This window comes from Ciceribacter azotifigens, from assembly GCF_048159625.1.
In the GTDB taxonomy this organism is placed as follows: domain Bacteria; phylum Pseudomonadota; class Alphaproteobacteria; order Rhizobiales; family Rhizobiaceae; genus Allorhizobium; species Allorhizobium azotifigens.
This window is the reverse complement of the sequence record NZ_JBLQTA010000004.1, coordinates 121,986-144,834: the sequence shown is the minus strand read 5'-3', so window position 1 is coordinate 144,834 and position 22,849 is coordinate 121,986. Positions and strand designations below refer to the sequence as shown.

The 22,849-nt window shown below is 63.8% G+C and carries 25 protein-coding genes, 1 pseudogene and 2 riboswitches; of the genes and pseudogenes, 20 read left to right on the top strand and 6 right to left on the bottom strand.

Annotated elements, in window-relative coordinates; translation table 11 throughout:
• Window positions 1-73: 73 nt before the first annotated feature.
• The 10 genes from ACM6UT_RS08055 to ACM6UT_RS08010 all read left to right on the top strand — a co-directional run bounded on the left by ACM6UT_RS08055 (window position 74) and on the right by ACM6UT_RS08010 (window position 8,782).
• Window positions 74-1,240, top strand: coding sequence for a cysteine desulfurase family protein (locus ACM6UT_RS08055; protein ID WP_416796831.1), 1,167 nt, complete (start codon window positions 74-76; stop codon window positions 1,238-1,240).
• Between the two features lie 143 nt (window positions 1,241-1,383).
• On the top strand, window positions 1,384-2,853 hold the full coding sequence (gene sufB, locus ACM6UT_RS08050) for a Fe-S cluster assembly protein SufB (protein WP_416796830.1): 1,470 nt from the start codon (window positions 1,384-1,386) through the stop codon (window positions 2,851-2,853).
• Window positions 2,853-3,215 carry an ADP-ribosylation/crystallin J1 gene (locus ACM6UT_RS08045; protein ID WP_148177389.1) on the top strand — a complete coding sequence of 121 codons (363 nt, stop codon included), beginning with the start codon at window positions 2,853-2,855 and terminating at the stop codon, window positions 3,213-3,215. The genes sufB and ACM6UT_RS08045 overlap by 1 nt, the downstream gene beginning before the upstream one ends.
• 117 nt (window positions 3,216-3,332) lie before the next feature.
• A complete protein-coding gene (sufC, locus tag ACM6UT_RS08040; RefSeq protein ID WP_416796829.1) occupies window positions 3,333-4,088 on the top strand; it encodes a Fe-S cluster assembly ATPase SufC in 756 nt (251 codons plus the stop codon).
• A gap of 23 nt (window positions 4,089-4,111) precedes the next feature.
• Window positions 4,112-5,386 (top strand): Fe-S cluster assembly protein SufD, encoded by a 1,275-nt coding sequence (gene sufD, locus ACM6UT_RS08035; RefSeq protein ID WP_416796828.1) that lies wholly within the window; start codon window positions 4,112-4,114, stop codon window positions 5,384-5,386.
• On the top strand, window positions 5,379-6,623 hold the full coding sequence (locus tag ACM6UT_RS08030; protein WP_416796827.1) for a cysteine desulfurase: 1,245 nt from the start codon (window positions 5,379-5,381) through the stop codon (window positions 6,621-6,623). Before sufD ends, ACM6UT_RS08030 begins: the two co-directional genes overlap by 8 nt.
• 10 nt (window positions 6,624-6,633) lie before the next feature.
• A complete protein-coding gene (locus ACM6UT_RS08025) occupies window positions 6,634-7,014 on the top strand; it encodes an SUF system Fe-S cluster assembly protein (RefSeq protein WP_416796826.1) in 381 nt (126 codons plus the stop codon).
• A gap of 78 nt (window positions 7,015-7,092) precedes the next feature.
• Entirely contained in the window at window positions 7,093-7,485 is a 393-nt protein-coding gene (sufA, locus tag ACM6UT_RS08020; RefSeq protein WP_416796825.1) for a Fe-S cluster assembly scaffold SufA, read from the top strand.
• A gap of 219 nt (window positions 7,486-7,704) precedes the next feature.
• Window positions 7,705-8,154 carry an Lrp/AsnC family transcriptional regulator gene (locus ACM6UT_RS08015; RefSeq protein WP_416796824.1) on the top strand — a complete coding sequence of 150 codons (450 nt, stop codon included), beginning with the start codon at window positions 7,705-7,707 and terminating at the stop codon, window positions 8,152-8,154.
• Between the two features lies 1 nt (window position 8,155).
• The gene (locus ACM6UT_RS08010; protein WP_416796823.1) at window positions 8,156-8,782 is read left to right on the top strand and encodes a LysE family translocator; all 627 of its coding nucleotides are present in this window, start codon (window positions 8,156-8,158) and stop codon (window positions 8,780-8,782) included.
• A gap of 398 nt (window positions 8,783-9,180) precedes the next feature.
• Here the strand turns inward: ACM6UT_RS08010 and ACM6UT_RS08005 are convergent, their stop codons facing one another.
• From ACM6UT_RS08005 to gcvT, 5 genes are all read right to left on the bottom strand, one after another.
• Window positions 9,181-9,423, bottom strand: a complete 243-nt coding sequence (locus tag ACM6UT_RS08005) for a flagellar basal body rod protein (RefSeq protein ID WP_416796822.1) — start codon at window positions 9,421-9,423, stop codon at window positions 9,181-9,183.
• Window positions 9,424-9,665: 242 nt separating this feature from the next.
• The gene (locus ACM6UT_RS08000) at window positions 9,666-9,800 is read right to left on the bottom strand and encodes a hypothetical protein (protein WP_416796821.1); all 135 of its coding nucleotides are present in this window, start codon (window positions 9,798-9,800) and stop codon (window positions 9,666-9,668) included.
• 106 nt (window positions 9,801-9,906) lie between these two features.
• Window positions 9,907-12,771: an aminomethyl-transferring glycine dehydrogenase gene (gene gcvP / locus ACM6UT_RS07995; protein WP_416796820.1), complete on the bottom strand. Its 2,865-nt coding sequence runs from the start codon at window positions 12,769-12,771 to the stop codon at window positions 9,907-9,909.
• Window positions 12,768-13,130, bottom strand: a complete 363-nt coding sequence (gcvH, locus tag ACM6UT_RS07990) for a glycine cleavage system protein GcvH (RefSeq protein WP_416796819.1) — start codon at window positions 13,128-13,130, stop codon at window positions 12,768-12,770. The genes gcvP and gcvH overlap by 4 nt, the downstream gene beginning before the upstream one ends.
• An 84-nt stretch (window positions 13,131-13,214) precedes the next feature.
• Window positions 13,215-14,348, bottom strand: coding sequence for a glycine cleavage system aminomethyltransferase GcvT (gene gcvT / locus ACM6UT_RS07985; protein ID WP_465245560.1), 1,134 nt, complete (start codon window positions 14,346-14,348; stop codon window positions 13,215-13,217).
• 153 nt (window positions 14,349-14,501) lie between these two features.
• Window positions 14,502-14,590, bottom strand: a riboswitch (glycine riboswitch).
• 224 nt (window positions 14,591-14,814) lie between these two features.
• Here gcvT and ACM6UT_RS07980 point away from each other — a divergent pair.
• A complete protein-coding gene (locus tag ACM6UT_RS07980) occupies window positions 14,815-15,186 on the top strand; it encodes a hypothetical protein (protein WP_416796818.1) in 372 nt (123 codons plus the stop codon).
• A 342-nt stretch (window positions 15,187-15,528) separates the two neighbouring features.
• Window positions 15,529-15,915 (top strand): annotated as a pseudogene (locus ACM6UT_RS07975) (copper chaperone PCu(A)C); the annotation flags it as partial.
• 80 nt (window positions 15,916-15,995) lie between these two features.
• On the opposite strand, the gene ACM6UT_RS07970 reads toward ACM6UT_RS07975, so the two are convergent.
• The gene (locus ACM6UT_RS07970; RefSeq protein WP_416796817.1) at window positions 15,996-16,271 is read right to left on the bottom strand and encodes a hypothetical protein; all 276 of its coding nucleotides are present in this window, start codon (window positions 16,269-16,271) and stop codon (window positions 15,996-15,998) included.
• Between the two features lie 291 nt (window positions 16,272-16,562).
• On the opposite strand from ACM6UT_RS07970, the gene ACM6UT_RS07965 reads away from it, so the two are divergent.
• The 8 genes from ACM6UT_RS07965 to cobW all read left to right on the top strand — a co-directional run bounded on the left by ACM6UT_RS07965 (window position 16,563) and on the right by cobW (window position 22,820).
• Entirely contained in the window at window positions 16,563-17,099 is a 537-nt protein-coding gene (locus tag ACM6UT_RS07965) for a flavodoxin domain-containing protein (RefSeq protein WP_416796816.1), read from the top strand.
• A 59-nt stretch (window positions 17,100-17,158) separates the two neighbouring features.
• Window positions 17,159-17,536 (top strand): fluoride efflux transporter CrcB, encoded by a 378-nt coding sequence (gene crcB / locus ACM6UT_RS07960; protein ID WP_416796815.1) that lies wholly within the window; start codon window positions 17,159-17,161, stop codon window positions 17,534-17,536.
• A 94-nt stretch (window positions 17,537-17,630) separates the two neighbouring features.
• On the top strand, window positions 17,631-18,623 hold the full coding sequence (locus ACM6UT_RS07955; RefSeq protein ID WP_129332744.1) for an RluA family pseudouridine synthase: 993 nt from the start codon (window positions 17,631-17,633) through the stop codon (window positions 18,621-18,623).
• Window positions 18,620-19,291, top strand: a complete 672-nt coding sequence (locus ACM6UT_RS07950) for an HAD-IA family hydrolase (protein ID WP_416796814.1) — start codon at window positions 18,620-18,622, stop codon at window positions 19,289-19,291. The genes ACM6UT_RS07955 and ACM6UT_RS07950 overlap by 4 nt, the downstream gene beginning before the upstream one ends.
• Window positions 19,284-20,075 (top strand): ATP12 family chaperone protein, encoded by a 792-nt coding sequence (locus ACM6UT_RS07945; RefSeq protein ID WP_416796813.1) that lies wholly within the window; start codon window positions 19,284-19,286, stop codon window positions 20,073-20,075. Before ACM6UT_RS07950 ends, ACM6UT_RS07945 begins: the two co-directional genes overlap by 8 nt.
• A gap of 63 nt (window positions 20,076-20,138) precedes the next feature.
• A complete protein-coding gene (locus ACM6UT_RS07940) occupies window positions 20,139-20,606 on the top strand; it encodes a hypothetical protein (protein ID WP_416796812.1) in 468 nt (155 codons plus the stop codon).
• 65 nt (window positions 20,607-20,671) lie between these two features.
• Window positions 20,672-21,040: riboswitch (cobalamin riboswitch) on the top strand.
• Between the two features lie 169 nt (window positions 21,041-21,209).
• Window positions 21,210-21,734 carry a bifunctional adenosylcobinamide kinase/adenosylcobinamide-phosphate guanylyltransferase gene (gene cobU, locus ACM6UT_RS07935; protein ID WP_416796811.1) on the top strand — a complete coding sequence of 175 codons (525 nt, stop codon included), beginning with the start codon at window positions 21,210-21,212 and terminating at the stop codon, window positions 21,732-21,734.
• 3 nt (window positions 21,735-21,737) lie between these two features.
• Window positions 21,738-22,820 carry a cobalamin biosynthesis protein CobW gene (gene cobW / locus ACM6UT_RS07930; RefSeq protein ID WP_416796810.1) on the top strand — a complete coding sequence of 361 codons (1,083 nt, stop codon included), beginning with the start codon at window positions 21,738-21,740 and terminating at the stop codon, window positions 22,818-22,820.
• The last annotated feature ends 29 nt before the right edge of the window (window positions 22,821-22,849 follow it).

Sequence of the window (22,849 nt, the reverse complement as noted above, 5' to 3'; positions counted from 1 at the left end):
TAAGGCAAGCCCGGCGGAAATTTCAAGAAAAATGCGCCGAGCGGGCCGGAATGGATCAAAAGCGAAAATAGTCATGGCGAAACAACGCATCTACATGGACTGGAACGCGACGGCGCCTTTGCTCGGCGACGCGCGCGCGGCCATGCTCGATGCGCTGGCCGAACCGGGCAACCCGTCGTCGGTGCATGCCGAGGGGCGCGCGGCCCGCGCTATGGTGGAGAAGGCCCGCCGGCAGGTTGCCGCGCTTGTCTGTGCGGAGCCGTCGCACGTGACCTTCACCAGTTGCGCGACCGAGGCGGCGAACCATGTGCTGACGCCCGAATTCCGCATGGGACGGGCACCGCTTGTCGCCTCGATGCTCTACGTTTCGGCGATCGAGCATCCGGCGCTGCGCGAGGGCGGCCGTTTTGCCGCCGATCGTGTCCGCGAGGTTCCGGTTGCCGAATCCGGCGTCATCGACCTCGGCGCGCTCGAACGCCTGCTCCAGGCTCATCCGAAAGAAGAGGGCTTGCCGCTGGTCGCCGTCATGCTCGTCAACAACGAGACGGGTGTCATCCAGCCGGTCGTCGACGTCGCCCGTATCGTGCACGCTCACAGCGGACTGCTGGTGGTCGATGCCGTGCAGGCAGCCGGCCGCATCGCGATCGACATGGGCATGCTCGGCGCCGATTTCCTCATTCTCTCTTCCCACAAGATCGGTGGGCCGAAGGGTGCCGGCGCGCTCGTCTCGCGCGGCGAGACGCTGATGCCGGTACCGCTCCTCAAGGGCGGCGGGCAGGAGAAGGGGCATCGCGCCGGGACGGAGAACGTCGCGGCGATCGTCGGCTTCGGCGCTGCCGCGCAGTGGATGGTCGAGGGGCTTGCCGAACGAAATGCGGCAATCGGCGCCTTGCGGAACCGCCTCGAAGAGGGCATGCGTGCGGCCGCCTCCGACGTCGTCATCCATGGCGCGGCCGAGGCGCGGGTCGCCAATACCTGCTTCTTCACGCTGCCGGGCCTCAGGGCCGAGACGGGACAGATCGCCTTCGATCTCGAGGGGCTCGCCCTGTCTGCGGGCGCGGCCTGCTCGTCCGGCAAGGTCGGGCAGAGCCACGTGCTGACGGCGATGGGGCATGATGCGAAGACAGGCGGGCTGCGCATCTCGCTGGGTCCGTCGACGACGGCGGACGAGGTCGAGGAGGCGATCGAGATCTTTTCGCGCGTCGCATCGCGGCGCAAGATGGCCGGCGAGGCGGCCTGACACGGGATAAACTTGCGGAAAGTCAAATTTCTGCTTGCAGTGAGGGGTGAAATACACGCCTCTGACAATTACATAAGGAGCGGTTTCCGCTTTCGCGTTATCAAGCTGCCGGACCTTGGACCCGGCAAGATTGGAGAACGAGCATGGCTGCCGTACAGGAAACAATCGATCAGGTCCGCCAGATCGATGTGGATCAGTACAAGTACGGTTTTGAGACGATGATCGAAGTCGACAAGGCGCCGAAGGGCCTGTCGGAGGACATCATCCGTTTCATTTCCGCAAAGAAGAACGAACCGGAATGGATGCTGGAATGGCGTCTCGACGCCTATCGCCGCTGGCTCACCATGGAGGAGCCGACCTGGGCGCGCGTCCATTATCCGAAGATCGACTTCAACGACATCTGCTACTATGCCGCGCCGAAGACCGCGGAAGGTCCTAAATCCCTCGATGAGGTCGATCCGGAGCTTCTGAAGGTCTATGAGAAGCTCGGCATTCCGCTGAAGGAACAGGAAATCCTGGCCGGCGTCGAGAAGTCCAAGATCGCGGTCGATGCCGTGTTCGACAGCGTTTCCGTCGTCACGACCTTCAAGGAAGAGCTGAAGAAGGCCGGCGTGATCTTCATGTCGATCTCGGAGGCGATCCGCGAGCATCCCGATCTCATCCGTACCTATCTCGGTTCGGTCGTGCCGGTCTCCGACAACTACTATGCGACGCTCAATTCCGCGGTGTTCACCGACGGTTCCTTCGTCTTCGTGCCGAAGGGCGTGCGCTGCCCGATGGAGCTTTCGACCTATTTCCGCATCAACGAGAAGAACACCGGCCAGTTCGAGCGCACGCTGATCATCGCCGAGGAAGGCGCCTACGTCTCCTATCTCGAAGGCTGCACCGCGCCGCAGCGCGACGAGAACCAGCTGCATGCGGCGGTCGTCGAGCTCGTCGCCCTCGACGATGCCGAGATCAAGTATTCCACCGTCCAGAACTGGTATCCGGGTGACAAGGAAGGCAAGGGCGGCATCTACAACTTCGTCACCAAGCGTGGCGATTGCCGCGGCAAGAATTCCAAGATCTCCTGGACGCAGGTCGAGACCGGCTCGGCGATCACCTGGAAATATCCGTCCTGCATCCTGCGCGGGGACGGTTCGCGCGGCGAGTTCTACTCGATCGCCGTTTCCAACGGCTACCAGCAGGTCGACAGCGGCACCAAGATGCTGCACCTCGGCAAGAATACGTCGAGCCGCATCATCTCGAAGGGCATCTCCGCCGGCCGCTCGAACAATACCTATCGCGGCCAGGTGTCGATCCACCGCAAGGCCGAGAACGCGCGCAACTTCACCAATTGCGATTCGCTCCTGATCGGCGACAAGTGCGGCGCGCATACCGTGCCGTATATCGAGGCCAAGAACACGACGGCGAAGGTCGAGCACGAGGCGACGACCTCGAAGATCTCCGAGGACCAGAAGTTCTACGCGATGCAGCGCGGCATTCCCGAAGAGGAGGCGATCGCCCTGATCGTCAACGGCTTCGTCCGAGACGTCATCCAGCAGCTGCCGATGGAATTCGCCGTCGAAGCCCAGAAGCTGATCAACATCTCGCTCGAGGGAAGCGTGGGGTGATGGACGCCGTACATACGGTAACTCTCTTTCGACCGGTTGGGTTGGAAGAACTGGAACTTATCAAGGCAAGCGGGTGGAAAGCTTTTCCGCCTCGCTTGCCGGATCAACCCATATTCTATCCGGTCACAAATGAAGGCTATGCGGCCCAGATTGCGCGGGATTGGAACACGAAGACCGGATCGAGGCATGGCTACGTGACCCGGTTCGAAGTTAACGCGGAATATGCTGCTCGGTTCGATCGGAAAATCGTGGGCGGACGCGAACATGAGGAACTTTGGGTACCGGCGGAAGAACTTCACGAGTTCAACCGCAACATCAGCGGGCTGATCGAGGTTACCCAAACTTTCCTGCCGGCAGACTAGAGACAACACATTCAATCCTCGGGACAAGCCCGAGGATGACGGAATTGCAAGGCGCCGGATGGCGTACCGATGATCGACAGGCGGCTCTTGAACCGCCCTAAGAACAGGAACACAGACATGCTTGAAATCAGAAACCTGCACGCCCGCATCGCCGAAGACGGCACCGAAATCATCCGCGGCCTGAATCTCACCGTCAAGGCTGGCGAAGTGGCGGCGATCATGGGGCCGAACGGCTCGGGCAAGTCGACGCTCTCCTACATCCTGTCGGGCCGCGAGGACTACGAGGTCACCGAGGGCGACATCCTCTACAATGACGAGAGCATTCTGGAGCTCGACCCGGCAGAGCGCGCGGCAAAGGGCATTTTTCTCGCCTTCCAGTATCCGGTCGAAATTCCGGGTGTCGCCACCATGCAGTTCCTCAAGGTGGCGATGAACGAGCAGCGCAAGGCGCGCGGCGAGCCGGAACTGACGACGCCTGAATTCATGCGCCGCGTGAAGGAGGCCACCGCCGAACTGAAGATCGCGCCCGACATGCTGAAGCGGCCGCTCAATGTCGGCTTCTCCGGCGGCGAAAAGAAGCGCGCCGAGATCCTGCAGATGGCGCTCCTGGAGCCGAAGCTCTGCATCCTCGACGAAACCGACAGCGGCCTCGACATCGACGCGCTGAAGATCGTCGCCGACGGAGTCAACGCACTGAAGTCGCCGGATCGCGCGGTGATCGTCATCACCCATTACCAGCGGCTCCTCGACTACATCGTGCCGGACACCGTCCACGTCCTCTACAAGGGGCAGATCGTCAAGACGGGCGACAAGAACCTGGCACTCGAACTGGAAGCCGGCGGTTATGCCGACATCATCGGGCAAGCGGCCTGACCGGCCGGGAAGGAGTCCTGACGATGACCCTGCAAGCAGCCAACCGACTGACGGCGGCGGAAACGCAGCTGATCGACAGCTATTCGAACCAGATCGGCGAACTGCCGGGTGAGGGCAGTGTTCTCGCCGCCCGCGACCGGCTCTTCGACGAGCTGAAGCGCGGCGGCCTGCCGACCCGCCGGATCGAAGCATGGCACTATACGGACCTGAAGAACCTCCTGCGTGCCGTTCCGGACTACGTCGTGGCGACGGATGCCGTGGCAGCCGCGCCCGTTGTCGCCGGATCGAGCCTGTTTCCCCTTCTGCAGGGCACCGCTCGGGACATCCGCGCACCGGAAGGCGTCGACGTCCAGCCTTTCCGCAGCAAGCTCGCGGACGGCTCGGCCGTGAGCCAGCTCGTCGCCTATGACCGTGACGATACGATCGGGCGCATCAACAGCAGTTTCGTGCGTGACGGCTTTGCCGTGTCGGTCGAGGCCGACACGATCGTCGAGGCGCCGATCGAATTGCAGTCCGTTCATGGCGCCGGCCAGCTTCATGTCCGCTATCCGGTGACCTTCGGCGCCAAGAGCCGTGCGACGGTAATCGAGCGTCATCTGGGCAACGGTGCAGAACCGGCGCTCGTCTCCGCCGTCAGCGATCTCGTCCTCGGCGACGACGCCGACGTGACGTGGATCATCCTTCAGGCCCAAGGCAAGGACGACACCCATCTCGGACAGATCAAGGCCGAACTCGGTGCCGGAGCAAAATTCCGCCTCTTCATCATCAATGCCGGCGGCAAGCTGGTGCGCCAGGAGGTTCATGTCCGCACCGCCGGCGAGGGCTCCGATTTCACCCTGCGCGGCATCAACCTGATCGGCGGCGAGAGCCATGTCGACGTCACGATGACGCTCGGCCACGATGTCGCGAACACCACGTCGACCGAGATCGTGCGCAACGTCGTCTTCGATCGCGGCCGCGGCGTCTTCCAGGGGATGATCAGGGTCGCCCCGGATGCGCAGAAAACCGATGCCCGCATGGCCTGCAACACGCTGCTGCTGTCCGACGACGGCGAATTTTCGGTCAAGCCGGAGCTCGAGATCTTTGCCGACGACGTCCAGTGCGCCCACGGCGCTACGGTCGCCGACATCGATCACAACCATCTCTACTACATGATGTCGCGCGGTGTTCCGGAGAAGCAGGCGCGGGCACTGCTCGTGCGGGCCTTCGTCGCCGAGATCATCGAGGAACTGGAAGGCGAGGCGCTGGTCGAGGCGCTCGAAGAGTTGATCTCCGACTGGCTGGAACACCATGGCTGATCTCTCTCCGACAATCGCGGGTTACGACGTCGAGCGCGTCCGGCAGGATTTTCCGATCCTGTCGCGCGAGGTCTACGGCAAGCCGCTCGTCTACCTCGACAACGCCGCCTCGGCCCAGAAGCCGAGGCAGGTAATCGACGCGGTGTCGCACGTTTACGCCCACGAATACGCCAACGTGCATCGCGGCCTGCACTTCCTCTCGAATGCAGCGACCGAGGCCTACGAGGGCGCGCGCGAGAAGGTGCGGCGTTTCCTCAATGCCGGATCGGTGGACGAATTGGTCTTCACCAAGTCCTCGACCGAGGCGATCAATACGGTCGCCTATGGCTGGGGCATGACGCACGTCGGCGAGGGTGACGAGATCGTGCTCTCCATCCTCGAGCACCATTCGAACATCGTGCCCTGGCATTTCCTGCGCGAACGCAAGGGGGCCAAACTCGTCTGGGCGCCGGTCGATGACGACGGCGCCTTCCACATCGAGGATTTCGAGAAGTGCCTGACCGAGCGGACCAAGCTCGTCGCGATCACCCACATGTCGAATGCGCTCGGCACCGTGGTGCCGGTCAAGGAAGTCTGCCGCATCGCCCATGAGCGCGGCATTCCGGTGCTCGTCGACGGCAGCCAGGGCGCCGTGCACATGCCGGTCGACGTCCGCGACATCGACTGCGACTGGTACGCCGTCACGGGACACAAGCTCTATGGCCCTTCGGGGATCGGCGCCCTTTACGGCAAAACGGAACGGCTGAAGGAAATGCAGCCCTTCATGGGCGGCGGCGAGATGATCGTCGAGGTGACCGAGGACCGCGTGACCTACAACGACCCGCCGCACCGTTTCGAGGCGGGCACCCCGCCGATCGTCCAGGCGATCGGGCTCGGCCATGCCCTCGACTACATCGACAGCCTCGGCCGCGCGGCGATCGCCCGCCACGAGGCGGAACTTGCCGCCTATGCCGAGGAACGGCTTCGGGCGATCAATTCCCTGCGCATCATCGGCAATGCGCCGGGCAAGGGAGCGATCTTCTCCTTCGAGCTCGCGGGCATCCATGCCCACGACGTCTCGATGCTGATCGACCGCCGTGGAGTGGCTGTCCGGGCGGGTACACATTGCGCCCAGCCGCTGCTTTCCCGTTTCGGCGTGACGTCGACCTGCCGGGCGTCGTTCGGTCTCTACAATACCCGCGCCGAAGTCGATGCGCTGGCCGATGCGCTCGACCACGCGCGTACATTCTTTGCTTGAGGAGCCGCTCATGAGTGTGAACGAGAGCGAACAGAAGCCGGACTTCCGTGAGGATATCGTGCAGTCGAACATTCCTCAGCAGGAGCTTGCGCGCCTTTCCGACGACATCGTCGCGGCGCTCAAGACCGTCTACGATCCGGAAATCCCGGCCGACATCTTCGAGCTGGGGCTGATCTACAAGATCGACATCGACGACGACCGCATGGTGAAGATCGTCATGACCCTGACTGCGCCGGGCTGCCCCGTCGCTGGCGAGATGCCGAGCTGGGTGCAGAACGCCGTCGGTGCCGTCGAGGGCGTGTCCGGCGTCGAGGTGGAGATGACCTTCGATCCGCCGTGGACGCCCGATCGCATGTCGGAAGAGGCTCAGGTGGCAGTCGGCTGGTATTGATCGTCGTCAAGTCCGGGACTACATTTGAAGAACCGAAGCGCCGGACCTTGAACCCGGCTGCGGCAGGAGACACACGAAATGGGCTTTCAAGTCATGACCATGACGGACGCTGCGGCTCAGCGCGTCCGCGCGATCGTCGATAGTTCCGGGCCGGATGCGCAGGGCGTCCGGGTCGGGATCAAGAAGGGCGGTTGTGCCGGCATGGAATACACGATCGAGCTCGTGACGGTGCCGAGCGCCAAAGACGATCTCATCGAACGCGACGGCGCGAAAGTGTGGGTCGATCCGGCAGCCGTTCTCTACCTGCTCGGCACCGAGATGGACTTCGAGACGACGAAGCTGCGTTCCGGTTTCACCTTCAGCAATCCCAACCAGACGTCGGCCTGCGGCTGCGGCGAATCCGTCGAGCTGAAAGCGGCAGACCTCGCCGAGCTCGCGCGCCAGAAAGAGGTTGCGGCAAGCGTCGGCTGAGCGGCCGGCGCGCAATCTGCGCCATGTCACCCGCCACCGAGCTTTTCAGCGACTGATGTCTCGCATCAAAGACAGGGCCGGCCGCATGGCTGCGTCGCGCGCCGCACGGGCGAGAAGCCTTGAGCAAGGTAGCCCCTGGATTCCACCTGTTTCCGATTTCGTATGAATTTTCCGCAAAAAATCTTGCGCGACCTAGTCGAACTTGTATAGTTTGCGGTCATGGATACCGTAGACCACAAAATCATCACTCTTCTCGCGGAAGATTCGCGGCGTTCGCTGAGCGATATCGGTGAGCATGTAAGCCTCTCTCCCTCCGCTGTCAACGAGCGCATGCGGCGGCTTCTGGCGTCGGGTGCCATCAAGCGCTTCACCGTCGATGCCGACCACGCCGCGTTGGGGATGGACATTCTCGCCTTCGTCTTCGTGTCGCTGGACGCGCGCGCCAACGAAGAGGCGTTCCGCGCTTATATGAACGGCCACAGGTCGATCGCCGAGTGTCATCACATTACCGGCGCCTGGTCCTATCTCATCAAGATCCGCGTCGGGGCGCTGACGGGAATCGAGGATTTTCTGGCCGATCTCAAGGCGCGTGGTTTCCTCGCCCGCAGCGAGACCGTGATCGCGCTTTCCACCATTACCGAAACCCCGTTCACTCCGCCGGAGATCTGACATGGCGGTCGCGCTCGTCGCTAAGGGCATCCTGCTCGGGCTTGCCATCGCCGCGCCGCTCGGCCCGATCGGTGCACTCTGCATCAACCGGACGCTCGAGCGCGGCTTCTGGGCCGGTGTCGCCGGCGGTCTGGGAACGGCGCTTGCCGACGGCGCCTATGCGCTGATGGCAGCAGCGGGTTTTGCCGCCTTCGCCGTCCTTCTTGAGACGATCTCCATTCCGCTGCAACTCTGTGGCGGCGCCTTCCTGCTCTGGCTCGGCTGGACGAGTTTCCGGCCGCGTCCGCCTGTCACCGCCGCCAAGGTTGGCGCGCGTGACCTCGTCGCGACCACCGTATCGACCTTCTTCCTCACTATCACGAACCCAGCGACCATCCTCTCCTTCGCGGCCATTTTCGCCGGCCTCGGGCTCGCCGGAGCGGGCGATCGCTGGAGCGCGGCGCTGCTAGTCCTCGGCGTATTTGCTGGCTCTATGCTCTGGTGGTTCTTTCTGTCGGGGCTCGTGGCGGTGCTGCACCATCGCCTGCCGCCGTCCTTCTCCCTCTGGGTCTCGCGCATCTCCGGCGTGGTGCTGATCGGCTTCGGTTTGGCGGCGATTGCCATGGGATTTGTCGCGTTGGCCGCGTGAGTGGTTGTCCGGGCGCTTGTGTGCGGGACCGCCTGACAAAGGCGCGGAAGGCATCTTCGAGGGCCGATCGCTGAGCCCCGGAGTTGATCTTTCATCTGTGTCGGCATGATTGGGTCGCCGACACGGATGAAGAATGAACTCAACGCGAGCGGCAGCGGCCGGTCTTCGTCGTTTACTTGTCGCCATCATCATAGGCGATGCTGATTTTTTTACCTGCGAGAGACGTGATCGTGCTGAATACCAGTTGCCCTGGCCCTTGAAATTGCACTCGACCTTCGTCCCGATCATCCAGTCATACGGGCGCACATTCCCGATGGCGACCGTTTCACGGTCACCATCATCGTAGCGAATGGTCGCAACAGTGCCCGGCTTTGGCAGGCAGGCGATGCCACTCTAAATCAGTCCCGCTTGATGCTCATCAGCACGTCCCACATGTCCGCGCCGGTCTCGAATACGGCGGCATTGGCCTTGAACCCGATTTCAGCCTGGATCGTGTCGAGCATTTCCTGCCCGAGGTCGACGTCCGAAGTATCGGGGAGGGACGTTGCAACGTTGGCGACGTTCCGCGCCGAGGCGGCGAGGCTGCCCGTGTTCGCCTGCATGCCCGAAACGGCGATGCTCATAATCGCGGAAATGCCCATGTCCTTGCCCTGACGTTGTATGCGAGTGGCGCCACGCTAGGCCATCGGCGTTTGCAGTGCGTGAAGAAGCAGGGTTGATGATTTGGATGCTCCGCGGGTGGCATCTGCATCGAAACAGGACGACGCCACCTTCTTTGCAGTCGGAACAATAGATAATCATGCAAATAGGAAATTAGGTGGATAGCTAAATATGCTGTCGCGCTCGACCGGTCGGTGTATCCGCGCGGTTTGTGCGCCGCCACCTATTTCCGCGAGACGGCAAGCCAGCCGACGAGTCCGATCGGAATGCCGACGGCGATGCCGATTGCCACGTTGCCGAGGACGGTGGCGCCAAGGGCTGCGCCGATCCCGACGCCGATTGCGATCCAGAGTGCCATGCTTGCCATCCTGTTTGTATTCGACGGCGATTTTGCGACTCTGGCCCGAAATGGAGAAAGCCCGCCTGGTGAGGCGGGCTTTCGGGTTTCGGTTGGGGAAGGCCGGCTATTCTGCAGCTTCCGCGTACTCGCTCATCGGCGGGCAGGTGCAGACGAGGTTGCGGTCACCATAGACGTTGTCGACACGGTTGACTGGCGACCAGTACTTGTCGACCCGGAAGGCGCCGGGCGGGAAGCAGGCCTGTTCGCGGCTGTAGGGCCGGTTCCACTCACCGACGAGGTCCTCCACCGTATGCGGGGCGTTCTTCAGCGGGTTGTCGTTGGGGTCCATGCGGCCCTCTTCGACGGCGCGGGCTTCCTCGCGGATCGCCAGCATCGCATCGCAGAAGCGATCGATTTCCGCCTTCGTCTCGCTTTCGGTCGGCTCGATCATCAGCGTGCCGGCGACCGGCCAGCTCATGGTCGGGGCGTGGAAGCCGCAGTCGATCAGGCGCTTGGCGATGTCGTCGACGGTGGTGCCGGAGGTGTCTGCGAGCGGACGCGTGTCGATGATGCACTCGTGCGCAACACGGCCGCGCCCGGATTTGTAGAGCACCTCGTAGGCACCCTTCAGCCGTGCGGCGATGTAGTTGGCGTTGAGGATCGCGACCTTGGTCGCCTGCGTCAGGCCTTCGCCGCCCATCATCAGGCAGTAGCTCCAGGAGATCGGCAGGATCGACGGCGAACCGTAAGGTGCGGCCGACACCGCACCCGACCGGCCGTCGGTCGCCACGTGGCCGGGCAGGTAGGGCGCAAGATGCGCCTTGACGCCGATCGGTCCCATGCCCGGACCGCCGCCGCCATGCGGAATGCAGAAGGTCTTGTGCAGGTTCAGGTGGCTGACGTCGGAGCCGATGTCGCCGGGACGGGCAAGGCCCACCATGGCGTTCATGTTGGCGCCGTCGAGGTAGACCTGGCCGCCGTGCTCGTGGGTGATCCGGCAGATTTCCCGCACCGTCTCCTCGAACACGCCGTGGGTCGAGGGGTAGGTGACCATGCAGCACGACAATGTGTCGGCATACTGCTCGGCCTTGGCGCGGAAGTCGTCGAGATCGACGTCGCCGTTCTCCTTCGCCTTCACCGGTACGACCTCCATGCCGGCCATGTGCGCGGAGGCGGGGTTGGTGCCGTGTGCGGAGGTCGGGATGAGGCAGACGGTGCGATGGGCATTGCCGCGGGCGAGGTGATAGTTGCGGATCGTCAGCAGGCCTGCATATTCGCCCTGCGCACCGGAGTTCGGCTGCATGGAGAAGGCGTCGTAGCCGGTGACGGCGCAGAGCTTTTCGGAAAGATCGTCGATCATTTCCTTGTAGCCGAGCGCCTGGTCGGCCGGCACGAAGGGATGGATGTCGGAAAATTCCGGCCAGGTGATCGGCAGCATTTCCGCCGTGGCGTTGAGCTTCATCGTGCAGGAGCCGAGCGGGATCATCGCCCGGTCGAGCGCGAGGTCGCGGTCGGAGAGCCGGCGGATGTAGCGGGTCATCTCGCTTTCCGCACGGTTCATGTGGAAGATCGGGTGCGTCATGTACTCGCTCTTGCGGAGCAGGTCCTTCGGCAGCCGGTAGCCGGGTTCGAAATCGGCGAGCACGAAATTGCCGCCGAAAGCACGCCAGACGGCTTCCAGCGTCGCCGGGCGCGTGCGCTCGTCGAGGCTGATACCGATCTTCGTCTCGCCGACCTTCCGCAGGTTGACGCCTTCCGCGCGGGCGGCGCGCAGCACGAGACCCTGCATGTGGCCGACGTCGACGGTGATCGTGTCGAAGAAGGTTTCCGGCTCGACCTTGTAGCCGAGCTTTTCAAGACCCTTCGCCATCAGCACGGCCTTCTGGTGCACGGCCTGGGCGATCGCCTTGAGGCCCTTCGGGCCGTGGAAAACGCCGTACATCGAGGCCATGACGGCAAGCAGCACCTGGGCGGTGCAGATGTTCGACGTCGCCTTCTCGCGGCGGATATGCTGTTCGCGGGTCTGCAGCGACAGGCGATAGGCGCGGTTGCCGCGGGCGTCGACCGAGACGCCGACCAGGCGGCCGGGCATCGAGCGCTTGTAGGCATCCCTCACCGCCATGTAGGCGGCGTGCGGGCCGCCGTAGCCGACCGGCACGCCGAAGCGCTGGGTCGAGCCGATGGCGATGTCGGCGCCCATTTCGCCCGGGGCCTTCAGGAGCGCCAGCGCCAGCGGATCGGCAGCGACGGCGGCGATTGCGCCGGCATCGTGGAGCTTTGCGATCAGGCCGGTGAAGTCATGCACGTGACCGTAGGTGCCCGGATACTGGAAGAGTGCTCCGAAAACCTTCGCCGGGTCGAGGTCGGTGAAGGGATTGCCGACGACGACCTCCCAGCCGAGCGGTGCCGCACGGGTCTCGATAACGGCGATGGTCTGCGGGTGGCAGTTCTCGTCGACGAAGAAGGCCTTCGCCTTCGACTTGGCGACGCGTTCGGCCATGGCCATCGCCTCGGCGCCGGCGGTCGCCTCGTCGAGGAGCGAGGCGTTCGCGACGTCGAGACCGGTCAGGTCGCAGATCATGGTCTGGTAGTTGAGGAGCGCTTCGAGGCGGCCTTGCGAAATCTCGGGCTGGTACGGCGTGTAGGCGGTGTACCAGGCCGGGTTTTCGAGAATGTTGCGCTGGATGACCGGCGGCGTGATCGTGCCGTAGTAGCCCTGGCCGATCAGCGACACGAGGACTTCGTTCTTGTTGGCCGTATCGCGCAGCTTGTCGAGCGCCTCGCGCTCGGTCATCGGGGCGCCCCAGGTGAGGGGAACCTGCTGGCGGATGGAGCCCGGCACGGTGTCGTCGATCAGGGCGTCGAGGCTCGGGTAACCGATAAGCGCCAGCATCTCCTTCATCTCCGCCGGCGAGGGGCCGATGTGACGGCGATTGGCGAAGTCGTAGGGCTGGTAATCGGTGAACTGGAATTCGGTCGGCGTGGTCATGCGATCAGCTCGTTGTAGGCGGCTTCGTCGAGCAGCTTTTCGACATCGGCGGGATTGGCGAGCTTCAGCTTGAAGAACCAGCCGGCACCCTGCGGGTCGGAATTGACGAGCGAGGGATCGTCAACGATCGCCTGGTTGACCTCGGTCACCTCGCCGTCGAGCGGGCAGTAGACTTCGGACGCGGCCTTGACCGATTCCACCGTCGCGGCGTCGCCGCCCTTCTTGAAGCTCGAACCGACGTCCGGAAGCTCGACGAAGACCAGGTCGCCAAGCTGTTCGGTGGCGTGGGTGGTGATGCCGACGATCGCGACATCGCCCTCGATCTTCAGCCACTCATGTTCTTCGGTGAATTTCAGCATGTGATGTTCCTCTCTTGATGTGTTGGGGAGCGACCCGTCCTCACGCTGGCAGCAGCCGGATGAGAGGCGGTCGCGGTCATGGGATCAGCGCTTGTAGGTCTGAGTGACGAAGGGGAGCGCGGCGACGGTCATCGGCAGGTACTTTCCGCGGACCTCGGCATAGACGGTCGTGCCGACCGTCGCATGGGAGGAGGGCAGGTAGCCCATCGCGACCGGGCCGCCGGCCGAAGGTCCGAAGGTGCCGGACGTGACTTCGCCGATCTCGCTCGTGCCATTCTCGTCGCTGTAGATCTTTGCATGCGAGCGAACCGGCGCCTTGCCGTCCGGCTTCAGGCCGACGCGGCGGCGCGCAGGGCCGTTCTCGAGTTCGGACAGGATGCGGTCCGCTCCGGGGAAGCCACCTTCGCGGGCGCCACCCTTGCGGCGAGCCTTCTGGATCGCCCACTCGATCGCGCCCTCGACCGGCGAGGTCGTGGTGTCGATGTCGTTGCCGTAAAGGCAGAGCCCGGCTTCGAGGCGGAGCGAATCGCGGGCGCCGAGGCCGATGGGCTCGCAGTCGGGATGGGCGAGCAGGGCATTGGCGAGGTCCACCGCCCTGTCGGCGGGCACGGAAATCTCAAACCCGTCCTCGCCGGAATAGCCGGAGCGGGAGACGATGCAGGCAATCCCGGCGATCGTCGCATCGCGCACGTCCATGAACTTCATCGAAGCGATGTCGGGAGAGAGCGAGGCGAGCACGGTTTCGGCTTTCGGTCCCTGCAGCGCCAGCAGGGCGCGATCGAGGAGTTCGACCTCGCAGGTGTCGGCGAGCTTTGCCTTCATGTGGGCGACGTCGGCGTCCTTGCAGGCGGCGTTGACGACGACCAGCAGATGATCGCCGCGATTGGTGATCATCAGGTCGTCGAGGATGCCGCCGTTCTCGTCGGTGAAGAAGCCATAACGCTGGCGACCTGCCTTGATACCGAGAATATCGACCGGGACGAGCTTTTCGAGGGCGAGGGCTGCGTCCTCGACGCGACCGCTCCTGGCGCGCAGGATCACCTGGCCCATGTGCGAAACATCGAAGAGCCCCGCCTTTTCGCGTGTCTGAAGATGTTCCTTGAGGACACCGGCCGGATATTGCACCGGCATGTCGTACCCGGCGAAGGGCACCATCTTGGCGCCGAGCGACAGGTGAAGGTCATAAAGAGGGGTGCGTTTCAGTTGGGCGGTATCCAAAGGGCGCCTCCGGTTTTCGCGCTCGATGCGCTGGCTCAGATCATGGCGCGCGAATGCCCGCCGGTTACATGAGCCCCCTCTGTCCGTTTGCCTGAGATTGTTATCCCTTCGGCGCGCGTCCCGTCAGACGGAACGCTTCTCTCCAGAGTCCAATGGCACCTTGTGGTCCTTTCGCCTGAGAGTTTCCGGGGCGGTTGCTCCTTCGGCACCGGATCGAACCGGCTTCTCCCAACAAGATGGCTTGGCATTATCTGGCAAGGCTGCCCCTTGGCAAGAGGCTTGCGTCGTTGTGAAGCAAATAATTGTCGCTGTCGTTTTTATCCGTCGAGAGAGGTCAGCTTGCGGCGGCGATTTGTCCTTGATCAAAGACAGCTGCGACGTGACGTCCGAATGTGGCGTCAGTTGCAGAGGGTCGTTGATTCCGACGCGAAAGACGCTAAGGATGATGCCGCCCGGAGGTAATGGAATGACGAAGGCGAAATGGATCGGTGGCGGTTTGGTGCGCATGTTCTGCGCGCTCGCCGTGCTGTCGCTTGCCTTTGCGCACAAGCCTCCGCAAGTGATGGCGGCGTCGATCGAAAACGCTTCCTATGTCCTTCCCGACGGCAGCTATGCCGACCTCTGCGTCGGCGACGTGGCGGTCAAGCACCCGTCTGCGAGCGGCTTCTGCGAAGCCTGCATTCTTGCTGCCGCGACGCTCCTGCCGGCGCCGCCGGAAGAAGGCTGGTTGCTTTCCGCCTTCGCGAGCCTCGACAACCAACCGGTCTTCGAGGGGCATTATCTCGGCCCCGAATCCGTCGAGCGTCCGCGCTCTCGCGCACCGCCGGTCTTCGCCTGATCTTTCGAGAATCTTCGTCAAAAACAAAGCCGCCACGCGGTGTGTTCCGGTCGCCTCCCATTCTGTTTCAGAGGACCGGTCAGGAGAACAATAATGAAAGTCACCATTTCCCGCCTCACCCTTGCTGTCGTCAGTGTCGCAGCCGGTGCCGTCTTCGCTTATCCGAGCCTTGCCTGCAGCATGCATGACGGTGCCGCGGCGGCGACGCCCGCCGTCATGCACGCCGGTCACAACATGAGCGCTCCGGTGGTCAAGGTCGCCGATACCGGCGGTCACCAGATGAACGGCGCGATGGCCGGTTCCGGCATGGGTGTCGTCAATCCGGGCGGAATGGAAGCCGCCAAGCTCGGCGATCTCGAACTGACCGGCGGCTTCACCAAGGCGATGCTTCCCGGCCAGCCCGTCGGCGGCGGTTTTGTCGTCATCAAGAACACCGGCTCTGCGGATGACGTGCTGGTCGGCGCCGAATCGGCCGTGGCCGATCACGTCGAACTCCATGAGATGGTTATGGAAAACGACGTCATGAAGATGCGGCCTCTCAAGGACGGCATTCCGGTTCCGGCCGGCGAGACGGTCGAACTGAAACCCGGTGGCCTGCACATGATGTTCATGGGCGTCAAGGAACCCTTCGTCGAGGGCGGCACGGTCAAGGTCAAGCTGACCTTCCAAAAGGCCGGCTCCGTCGATCTCGTCCTGCCCGTCGGCCCGGCCACGCCCAAGAAGATGTAAGCAGACGCTGGAACTCAGCCACAAAAGAGCGCCGCGGACGAGATGTCCGCGGCGCTTTTTGAATCAGTGCCGAGATATCCTCAGGAGGCAGAACCGAGATAGGCGGCGAGCGCTTCCTTGAGCGTCGCCTGCTCATGCTTCGTCTGGCCGGCCGTCAGGAAATGGAGTGACAGCGCCGGCGGCTGGACGACGGTGAGGAGTGCGCGCAGCCTGAAGTCGTCGCTCTTGGCGGCGCGCTCCGCAAAGACCTGTAACTGCTCCTCGATCAGCGTGCTGCGAGGAACACGCTGGGGCGGTTTGGTTGCTTCCATCGCATATGCGGCCGTGGTGGCCGACACTGTAACTACCTGGGGCATGGCTATCACCGGTATCTTCTAACGCGGCAGGATACGGCAGGCCCCTCTACGGACCGCTAAATTCGGCAGGGGCATTTTACTCAAATTCGATGGACTGCGGGACGGTGCCATGAACCTGCGGCGAAAGGTGCCGAAGGAACCACCCGAAATGGCGGCGGAGCAGGCTTGCAATCGCTCGCCGATCTGTCATTTTGCTTGCAAATTCAGGCTTCCGCTTGCTGATTTCAGCGGCGGCAAACGGTAGATATGCGGTGGCTCTGGCGGGTTGCCGACAGAGGGACGGAGGGGAAAATGAACATTCTCATTGGCTTTGTCAGCATCGAAGGCCAGACGCGCAAGATCGCCGAGAAGATCGCCGAGCAGGTCGAGAAGGCCGGTCATCGCGCCGTCTTCTTCAACGTCACCTCGATGGCCGAATATGCGCTGGACCGGCCGGAGGCGGTGATCCTCTGCGCTCCGATCCATGCCGGGCGCTATCCCGCACCCTTCGTCGATTTCGTCCGCCGCGAGAGGGATTTTCTGAAATCGGTGCCGAGCGCCTTCGTGTCGGTCTCGCTGTTCATCCGCAGCGAGTTCGAGGAGGAGCGTGAGGAGGCGCGTCATTTCCCCGAGGCGCTGATGGCCGAGACAGGATGGACACCGGGCAGGGTGCTCAATGCCGCCGGTGCACTGCGCTACACCGAATACGACTTCTTCAAGCGCTGGATGGCGAAGCGCCTTGCCGTGCGTGAGGGCGCGCCGACCGATGCCAGCCAGGACTTCGAATTCACGGACTGGGCCGAGCTTGAGCGTTTCGTCGCCGATTTCCTCGTGGGCGTAAGGGCCTGAGGCGACAGGTCGAATGATAGAGCCCGCCCGGCCCGGCCCGACGTGATGGAAGGCGCGACGTGAACCAGATTCTACTCGTAGCCGCCGGTGGTGCGGTTGGCTCGGTCTGCCGCTATCTCGTCGGCGTCGGTCTGCTTCGGCTGGCCGGTCCGGCGTTTCCCTGGGGCACGCTCGCCGTCAATCTCGTCGGCTGCTTCGCAATTGGTTTCCTTGCCGAATTGATCGTCACTCGTTTCGGCGCCTCGCCGGAGATGCGGCTTCTGCTGATCACCGGCTTCCTCGGCGGGTTCACGACCTTCTCCGCCTTCGCGCTTGACGCCGTCTCGCTGTTCGAACGCGGGGAAGCGCTTACGAGTCTCGTCTATGTTGGCGCGAGCGTTGGCCTCTCGCTCATTGCGACCGTCGCAGGCATCGGCGTCATGCGTTCGCTGCTCTAAGGCAGCTTTTACGCTTCCCTTCGGCAGGCGAAATGCTCTAAAGGCCCTGATGCGCGGCGTTCGGGCCGTGCGGAAATTTGTCGAAAGAGCGGAAATGGCGGGCGTCGAGCATATCAAAGTGGATGCGGACGAGGCCGGGATGCGGCTTGACCGTTGGTTCAAGGTGCACTTCCCGGGCCTCGGTTTCGGTGCATTGCAGAAGCTTCTGCGATCCGGCCAGGTGCGTATCGACGGCGGCCGGGCCAAGAGCGATACGCGCGTGCAGCCGGGCCAGATGATCCGCGTGCCGCCGCTCGACGTCGACGCCAAGGCCAAGACGGGACCGATCGCCGGCAAGGACCTGAAGCACTCGGGCGACGGCGAACTCCTGTCGCGCATGCTCCTTTACGAGGACGAGAAGGTCTTCGTGCTCAACAAGCCGGCCGGGCTTGCCGTGCAGGGCGGCTCGGGCGTGACCCGCCACATCGACAAGATGCTCGAGGCCTGGACGAACAAGAAGGGCGAGAAGCCGCGTCTCGTCCACCGGATCGACCGCGACACCTCCGGCGTTCTCGTCGTCGCCCGCTCGCGGGGCGCCGCGCAGAAGCTGACCGCCGCCTTCCGCGAGCGCGATACCCACAAGATCTACTGGTCGCTGGTCAAGGGCGTGCCGCGCAAGCACGAGGACAAGATCTCGACCTGGCTCGTCAAGGAGCAGACCCCGGACGGCGATCGCATGCGCGTCGCCAAGCACGGCGAGGAGGGGGCGGACCACGCCGTCTCCTATTATCGCGTCATAGATACTGCAGCCCAGAACCTCGCCTGGCTGGAGATGGAGCCCTATACCGGGCGTACCCATCAGCTGCGCGTCCATGCGCTTTACATGGGGCATCCGATCATCGGCGATCCGAAATATTTCATCGACGATCCGAACTGGGATTTCCCCGGCGGCATCCAGAAGCGGCTGCATCTCCATGCCCGCTCCATCGACATTCCGCATCCCTCCGGCGGGCGGCTGAAGGTGACGGCGCCGTTGCCGCCGCACATGGTGCAGAGCTGGAACCTGCTCGGCTTCGATGAAGCCGACGGAGCGAGGGACGAGGAATGAAGCTCGTCCTCTTCGATTGCGATGGCACGCTCGTCGACAGCGTCGGCCTCATCCACGCAGTGATGACGCGCACCTTCCTTCATTTCGGCCACGCCGCGCCGGATGTCGAACACACCAAGGCGATCATCGGCCTGAGCCTCGATCTTGCGATCGCCACCATGCAGGGCAAACCGGACGTTGACCACGAGGCGGGGGCGATGGCGCTCTACTACAAGGCGGTTTTCGCCGAGGTGCGCGCCGAGCAGGGTTTCGAGGAGCCGCTCTACGACGGGATCGCCGAGGTGATTGCGGCCATGGTTCGCCGTGACGACCTTTTGATCGGGGCGGTGACCGGCAAGTCTCGCCGTGGCCTCGACGGCGTGCTTGAAACCCATGGGCTGAAGCCCCATTTCGTCGTTTCACGGACGGCGGACGAATGTCCGTCGAAACCCAATCCGGCCATGGTCCTGGAGTGCTGCCGCGAAACCGGCATGGATGCGCGGGATGCGGTCGTCATCGGCGACGCGATCTACGACATGCAGATGGGCAAGGCCGCAGGCGCCCGGGCGATCGGCGTCTCCTGGGGCTATTCGACGACCGCCGCGCTGCTGCTCGCGGGTGCCGATGCCGTCGTCGACCATCCGGCCGACCTTTTGGCCCACGTCATGAAAGGAACCGTCGATGCGTGACCTTCTCAGCGATTTCGGCCCCGAGCCAAGCGATCCGGACCCGGTGCGCCGGGCGCAGATCCAGATGCAGCGGCCGCAGGCCAAGCGCTTCTACACCGACGTCGGCACGCTGAGTGAGGATGACGGTGTCGCCGTCGTGCTCGACGGACGCGGCGTGAAGACGCCGGCGAAACGTGCTCTCCGGCTGCCGACGGCCGAGGCTGCCGAACTCGTCGCTTCGGAGTGGCGCGCCCAGGGCGAGACGATCGACCCGGCGACGATGCCGACGACCCGGCTTGCCAACACGGCGATAGACGCCGTCGCCGATCAGGTCGACGCCGTGTTCGAGGATATCGTGCGCTACGCCGGCAACGACCTGCTCTGCTACCACGCGGAATCGCCGCAGGAACTCGTCGAACGCCAGGCGAGGCAGTGGGGACGGGTGATCGACTGGGTGGCTTCCGCCCACGGTGCCCGCTTCGTTCTCGCCGCCGGCATTGTGCATCAGGCGCAGCCACAGGCGGCGATCGATGCCTTCGCTTCGGCGCTCAGCGCCTACCGGACGCCGTTCGAACTCGCCGCGCTGCACGTGGTGACCACGCTGACCGGTTCGGCGATCCTGACGCTCGCCTTCGCCGAAGGCTTCCTTTCCGTTCCCGAGGTCTGGGCACTCGCCCATCTCGATGAGGACTGGACGGAGGAGCATTGGGGCGTGGACGAGGAGGCGCAGGCCCGCCGGGCCAAGCGCTTCGAAGAGATGGACGCCGCGGCGCGGCTGTTCCGGGCCGTGCGGGCTACCGCTTAACGCAGCGCTAACCATAATGATGACAGGCTTCTCCGAAGCGAATCGGGGTCGGATCAGCCTGTCATGTTTCTGCGGTTCTGCCATGCCGCCATCGCCCTTCTCCTTTCCGCGCTGCTGTCGTCGTGCAGCATCGCCGGGGCGGGGCTTTTCACGTCGCCCAAGGTCTATGACGTCCGCGACCTGACAGTGCTTGCCGATATCCGGGTGCCGAAGGTGGTAATCGTCAGTACCGACAGCCGCATTGCCGCGGCGATCGCTGCGACCGTGCCGCGGCCGGAGGCGCCGCCGGTGGTACTTTCCGTGCGGATCGGCTCCTACAGGCCGGACATTTCTCCGCTCAACCGCCGCAGCGAGGCGACGGTCACCGTAACGGCCGTTTCGGTCATAGACGGTTCGCCCGTCGCCACCGCAACCTTCCCGGTGATGAGCGGAACGGAAAATCCGGATTTCGAGGCGGAGGCGCTCGCCGAAGTGATTGCCGCGCGCATTCGCTCGCTCTTCGCACTGACCATGCCGTCGGGCCGACGGTGAGGATGATCGCCACGGTCTGCACGGCCGATTCCCTTCGAATTGACTTCACTGCCGCTTGCGCCTAAGCAGTTTCTCATTCGGATGGTTTCCGCGCCGTCGATTGCGGGGCGGAACGCAAAAGGGAATGCGACGGTGGGGACCCAAGCCGGGCCTGCCAATCGCAGCCGACCCCGCGACTGTAGAGCGGTGAGGGTCCTTCATCCGGCGAGCCGGAATATCCGCGACGGGTCCGCAAGAGGTGGACGGCGGGTTCTTCGGCGAAACCGGAAAAGCCACTGGAGTGGCGACACGAACAGCCGGGGCCGGGACGCCTCTATTTCTACGAATCGTCCGCCCTTCGTGTCGCCTCGAAGCTCCGGGAAGGTGAGAGAGACCCGCTGGCGCTAGGCGCCTCAACCGCGAGCCAGGAGACCTGCCACCCGTGCCGGGCTTTGAAAGCCCATCCTGGGGAAAAGTCCCCGTTGCCAGCACGGAGGTTGTCGTGGCGACATCTTGTGACGGCGGGATCGTGCGATCCCGCATTTCCACATTCTTTCTGGCGGGCCGCGCGCCCGGCCTCTTCCTATGTCCGTCTTTCCGGCGCTCTGCCGCTGAGGTCCGCCCTTGAGCGCGGCTGACGGCCACTGCGTCTTCGTGCTCGGCGGTGCCCGTTCGGGCAAGTCACGGCATGCGGAGACGCTTGCCGAGGCGAGCGGGCTCGAACGCCATTATGTCGCTACCGGACGCGCCTTCGACGACGAGATGCGCGAACGCATTGCATTGCATCGCGAAGGTCGCGGCGGGCTCTGGACGACCCATGAGGAGCCGGTCGACCTCGTCGGCGTTCTCCGGCGCATTGATGCGCCGGGTCGCGTCGTGCTCGTCGACTGCCTGACGCTCTGGGTCACGAACCTGATGCTGGACGAACGCGATGTCGCCGCTGAAAGCGCGCGCCTCGTCTCGGTCCTGCCGACGCTTCAGGCGCGGCTCATCCTCGTCTCGAACGAGGTCGGGCTCGGCATCGTGCCGGAAAACCGCATGGCGCGCGAATTCCGCGACCATGCAGGACGGCTCCATCAGATGGTCGCGGCGGTCGCGACCGAAGTCTATTTCGTCGCGGCGGGACTGCCGCTGAAAATGAAGGGTTGAACCATGCTGCAGCAGAAGATCCCGGCAACCGTCATCACCGGCTTTCTCGGCGCCGGAAAGACAACGATCATCCGCAACATGCTGATGAACGCCAACGGCAAGAAGATCGCGCTCATCATCAACGAATTCGGCGACCTCGGGGTCGACGGCGAGGTGCTGAAGGGCTGCGGTGCCGACAATTGCACCGAGGACGACATCATCGAACTCACCAATGGCTGCATCTGCTGCACAGTGGCCGACGATTTCGTGCCGACCATGCAGCGTCTGCTGGAACGCGACGAGCGGCCGGATCACATCGTCATCGAGACCTCCGGCCTCGCCCTGCCGCAGCCGCTGGTCGCCGCCTTCAACTGGCCGGACATCCGCACCCGCGTGACCGTCGACGGCGTCGTGACTGTGGTCGACAGTGCCGCGGTGGCGGCCGGCCGCTTTGCCGACGACCACGATCGGGTCGACGCGATGCGCGAGCAGGATGCCTCGCTCGACCACGACAGCCCGCTCGAGGAGCTCTTCGAGGACCAGCTCACCTGCGCCGACCTGATCGTTCTCAACAAGACGGACCTTCTGGACGGTGAGGGGATTGCCGCGGTCCGCTCCGAGGTGGCCGGTCGGATCAACCGAAAGCCGACGCTGATCGAGGCGAGGAACGGTGAAGTTCCGGCGATCGTGCTTCTCGGCCTCGGTGCCGGTTCGGAGGCCGATATCGAAAACCGCAAGTCGCATCACGAGCTGGAGCACGAGGCAGCGCACGCCTCCGGCGAGGGACACGACCACCTGCATCACCACGACCACGACGAGTTCGAGAGTTTTGCGCTGCGGCTTCCGGCGATCGCCGATCCGGCCGCTTTCGTCGAACGGCTGAGGGCCATCATCGAGGCACACGACATCCTGCGCCTCAAGGGCTTCGTCGACGTGCCCGGCAAGCCGATGCGGCTCGTCGTCCAGGCGGTCGGCTCGCGGATCGACACCTATTTCGACCGACCCTGGGCCGCCGGCGAGAAGCGGGAGACCCACCTCGTCCTCATCGGTCTGCACGAATGGGATTTCGCGGCAGTGGTCGAGGCGGTGGAGAAGGCGGCGGGTTGAAAAACGGTTTAACCATGGTGCGAAGCGTT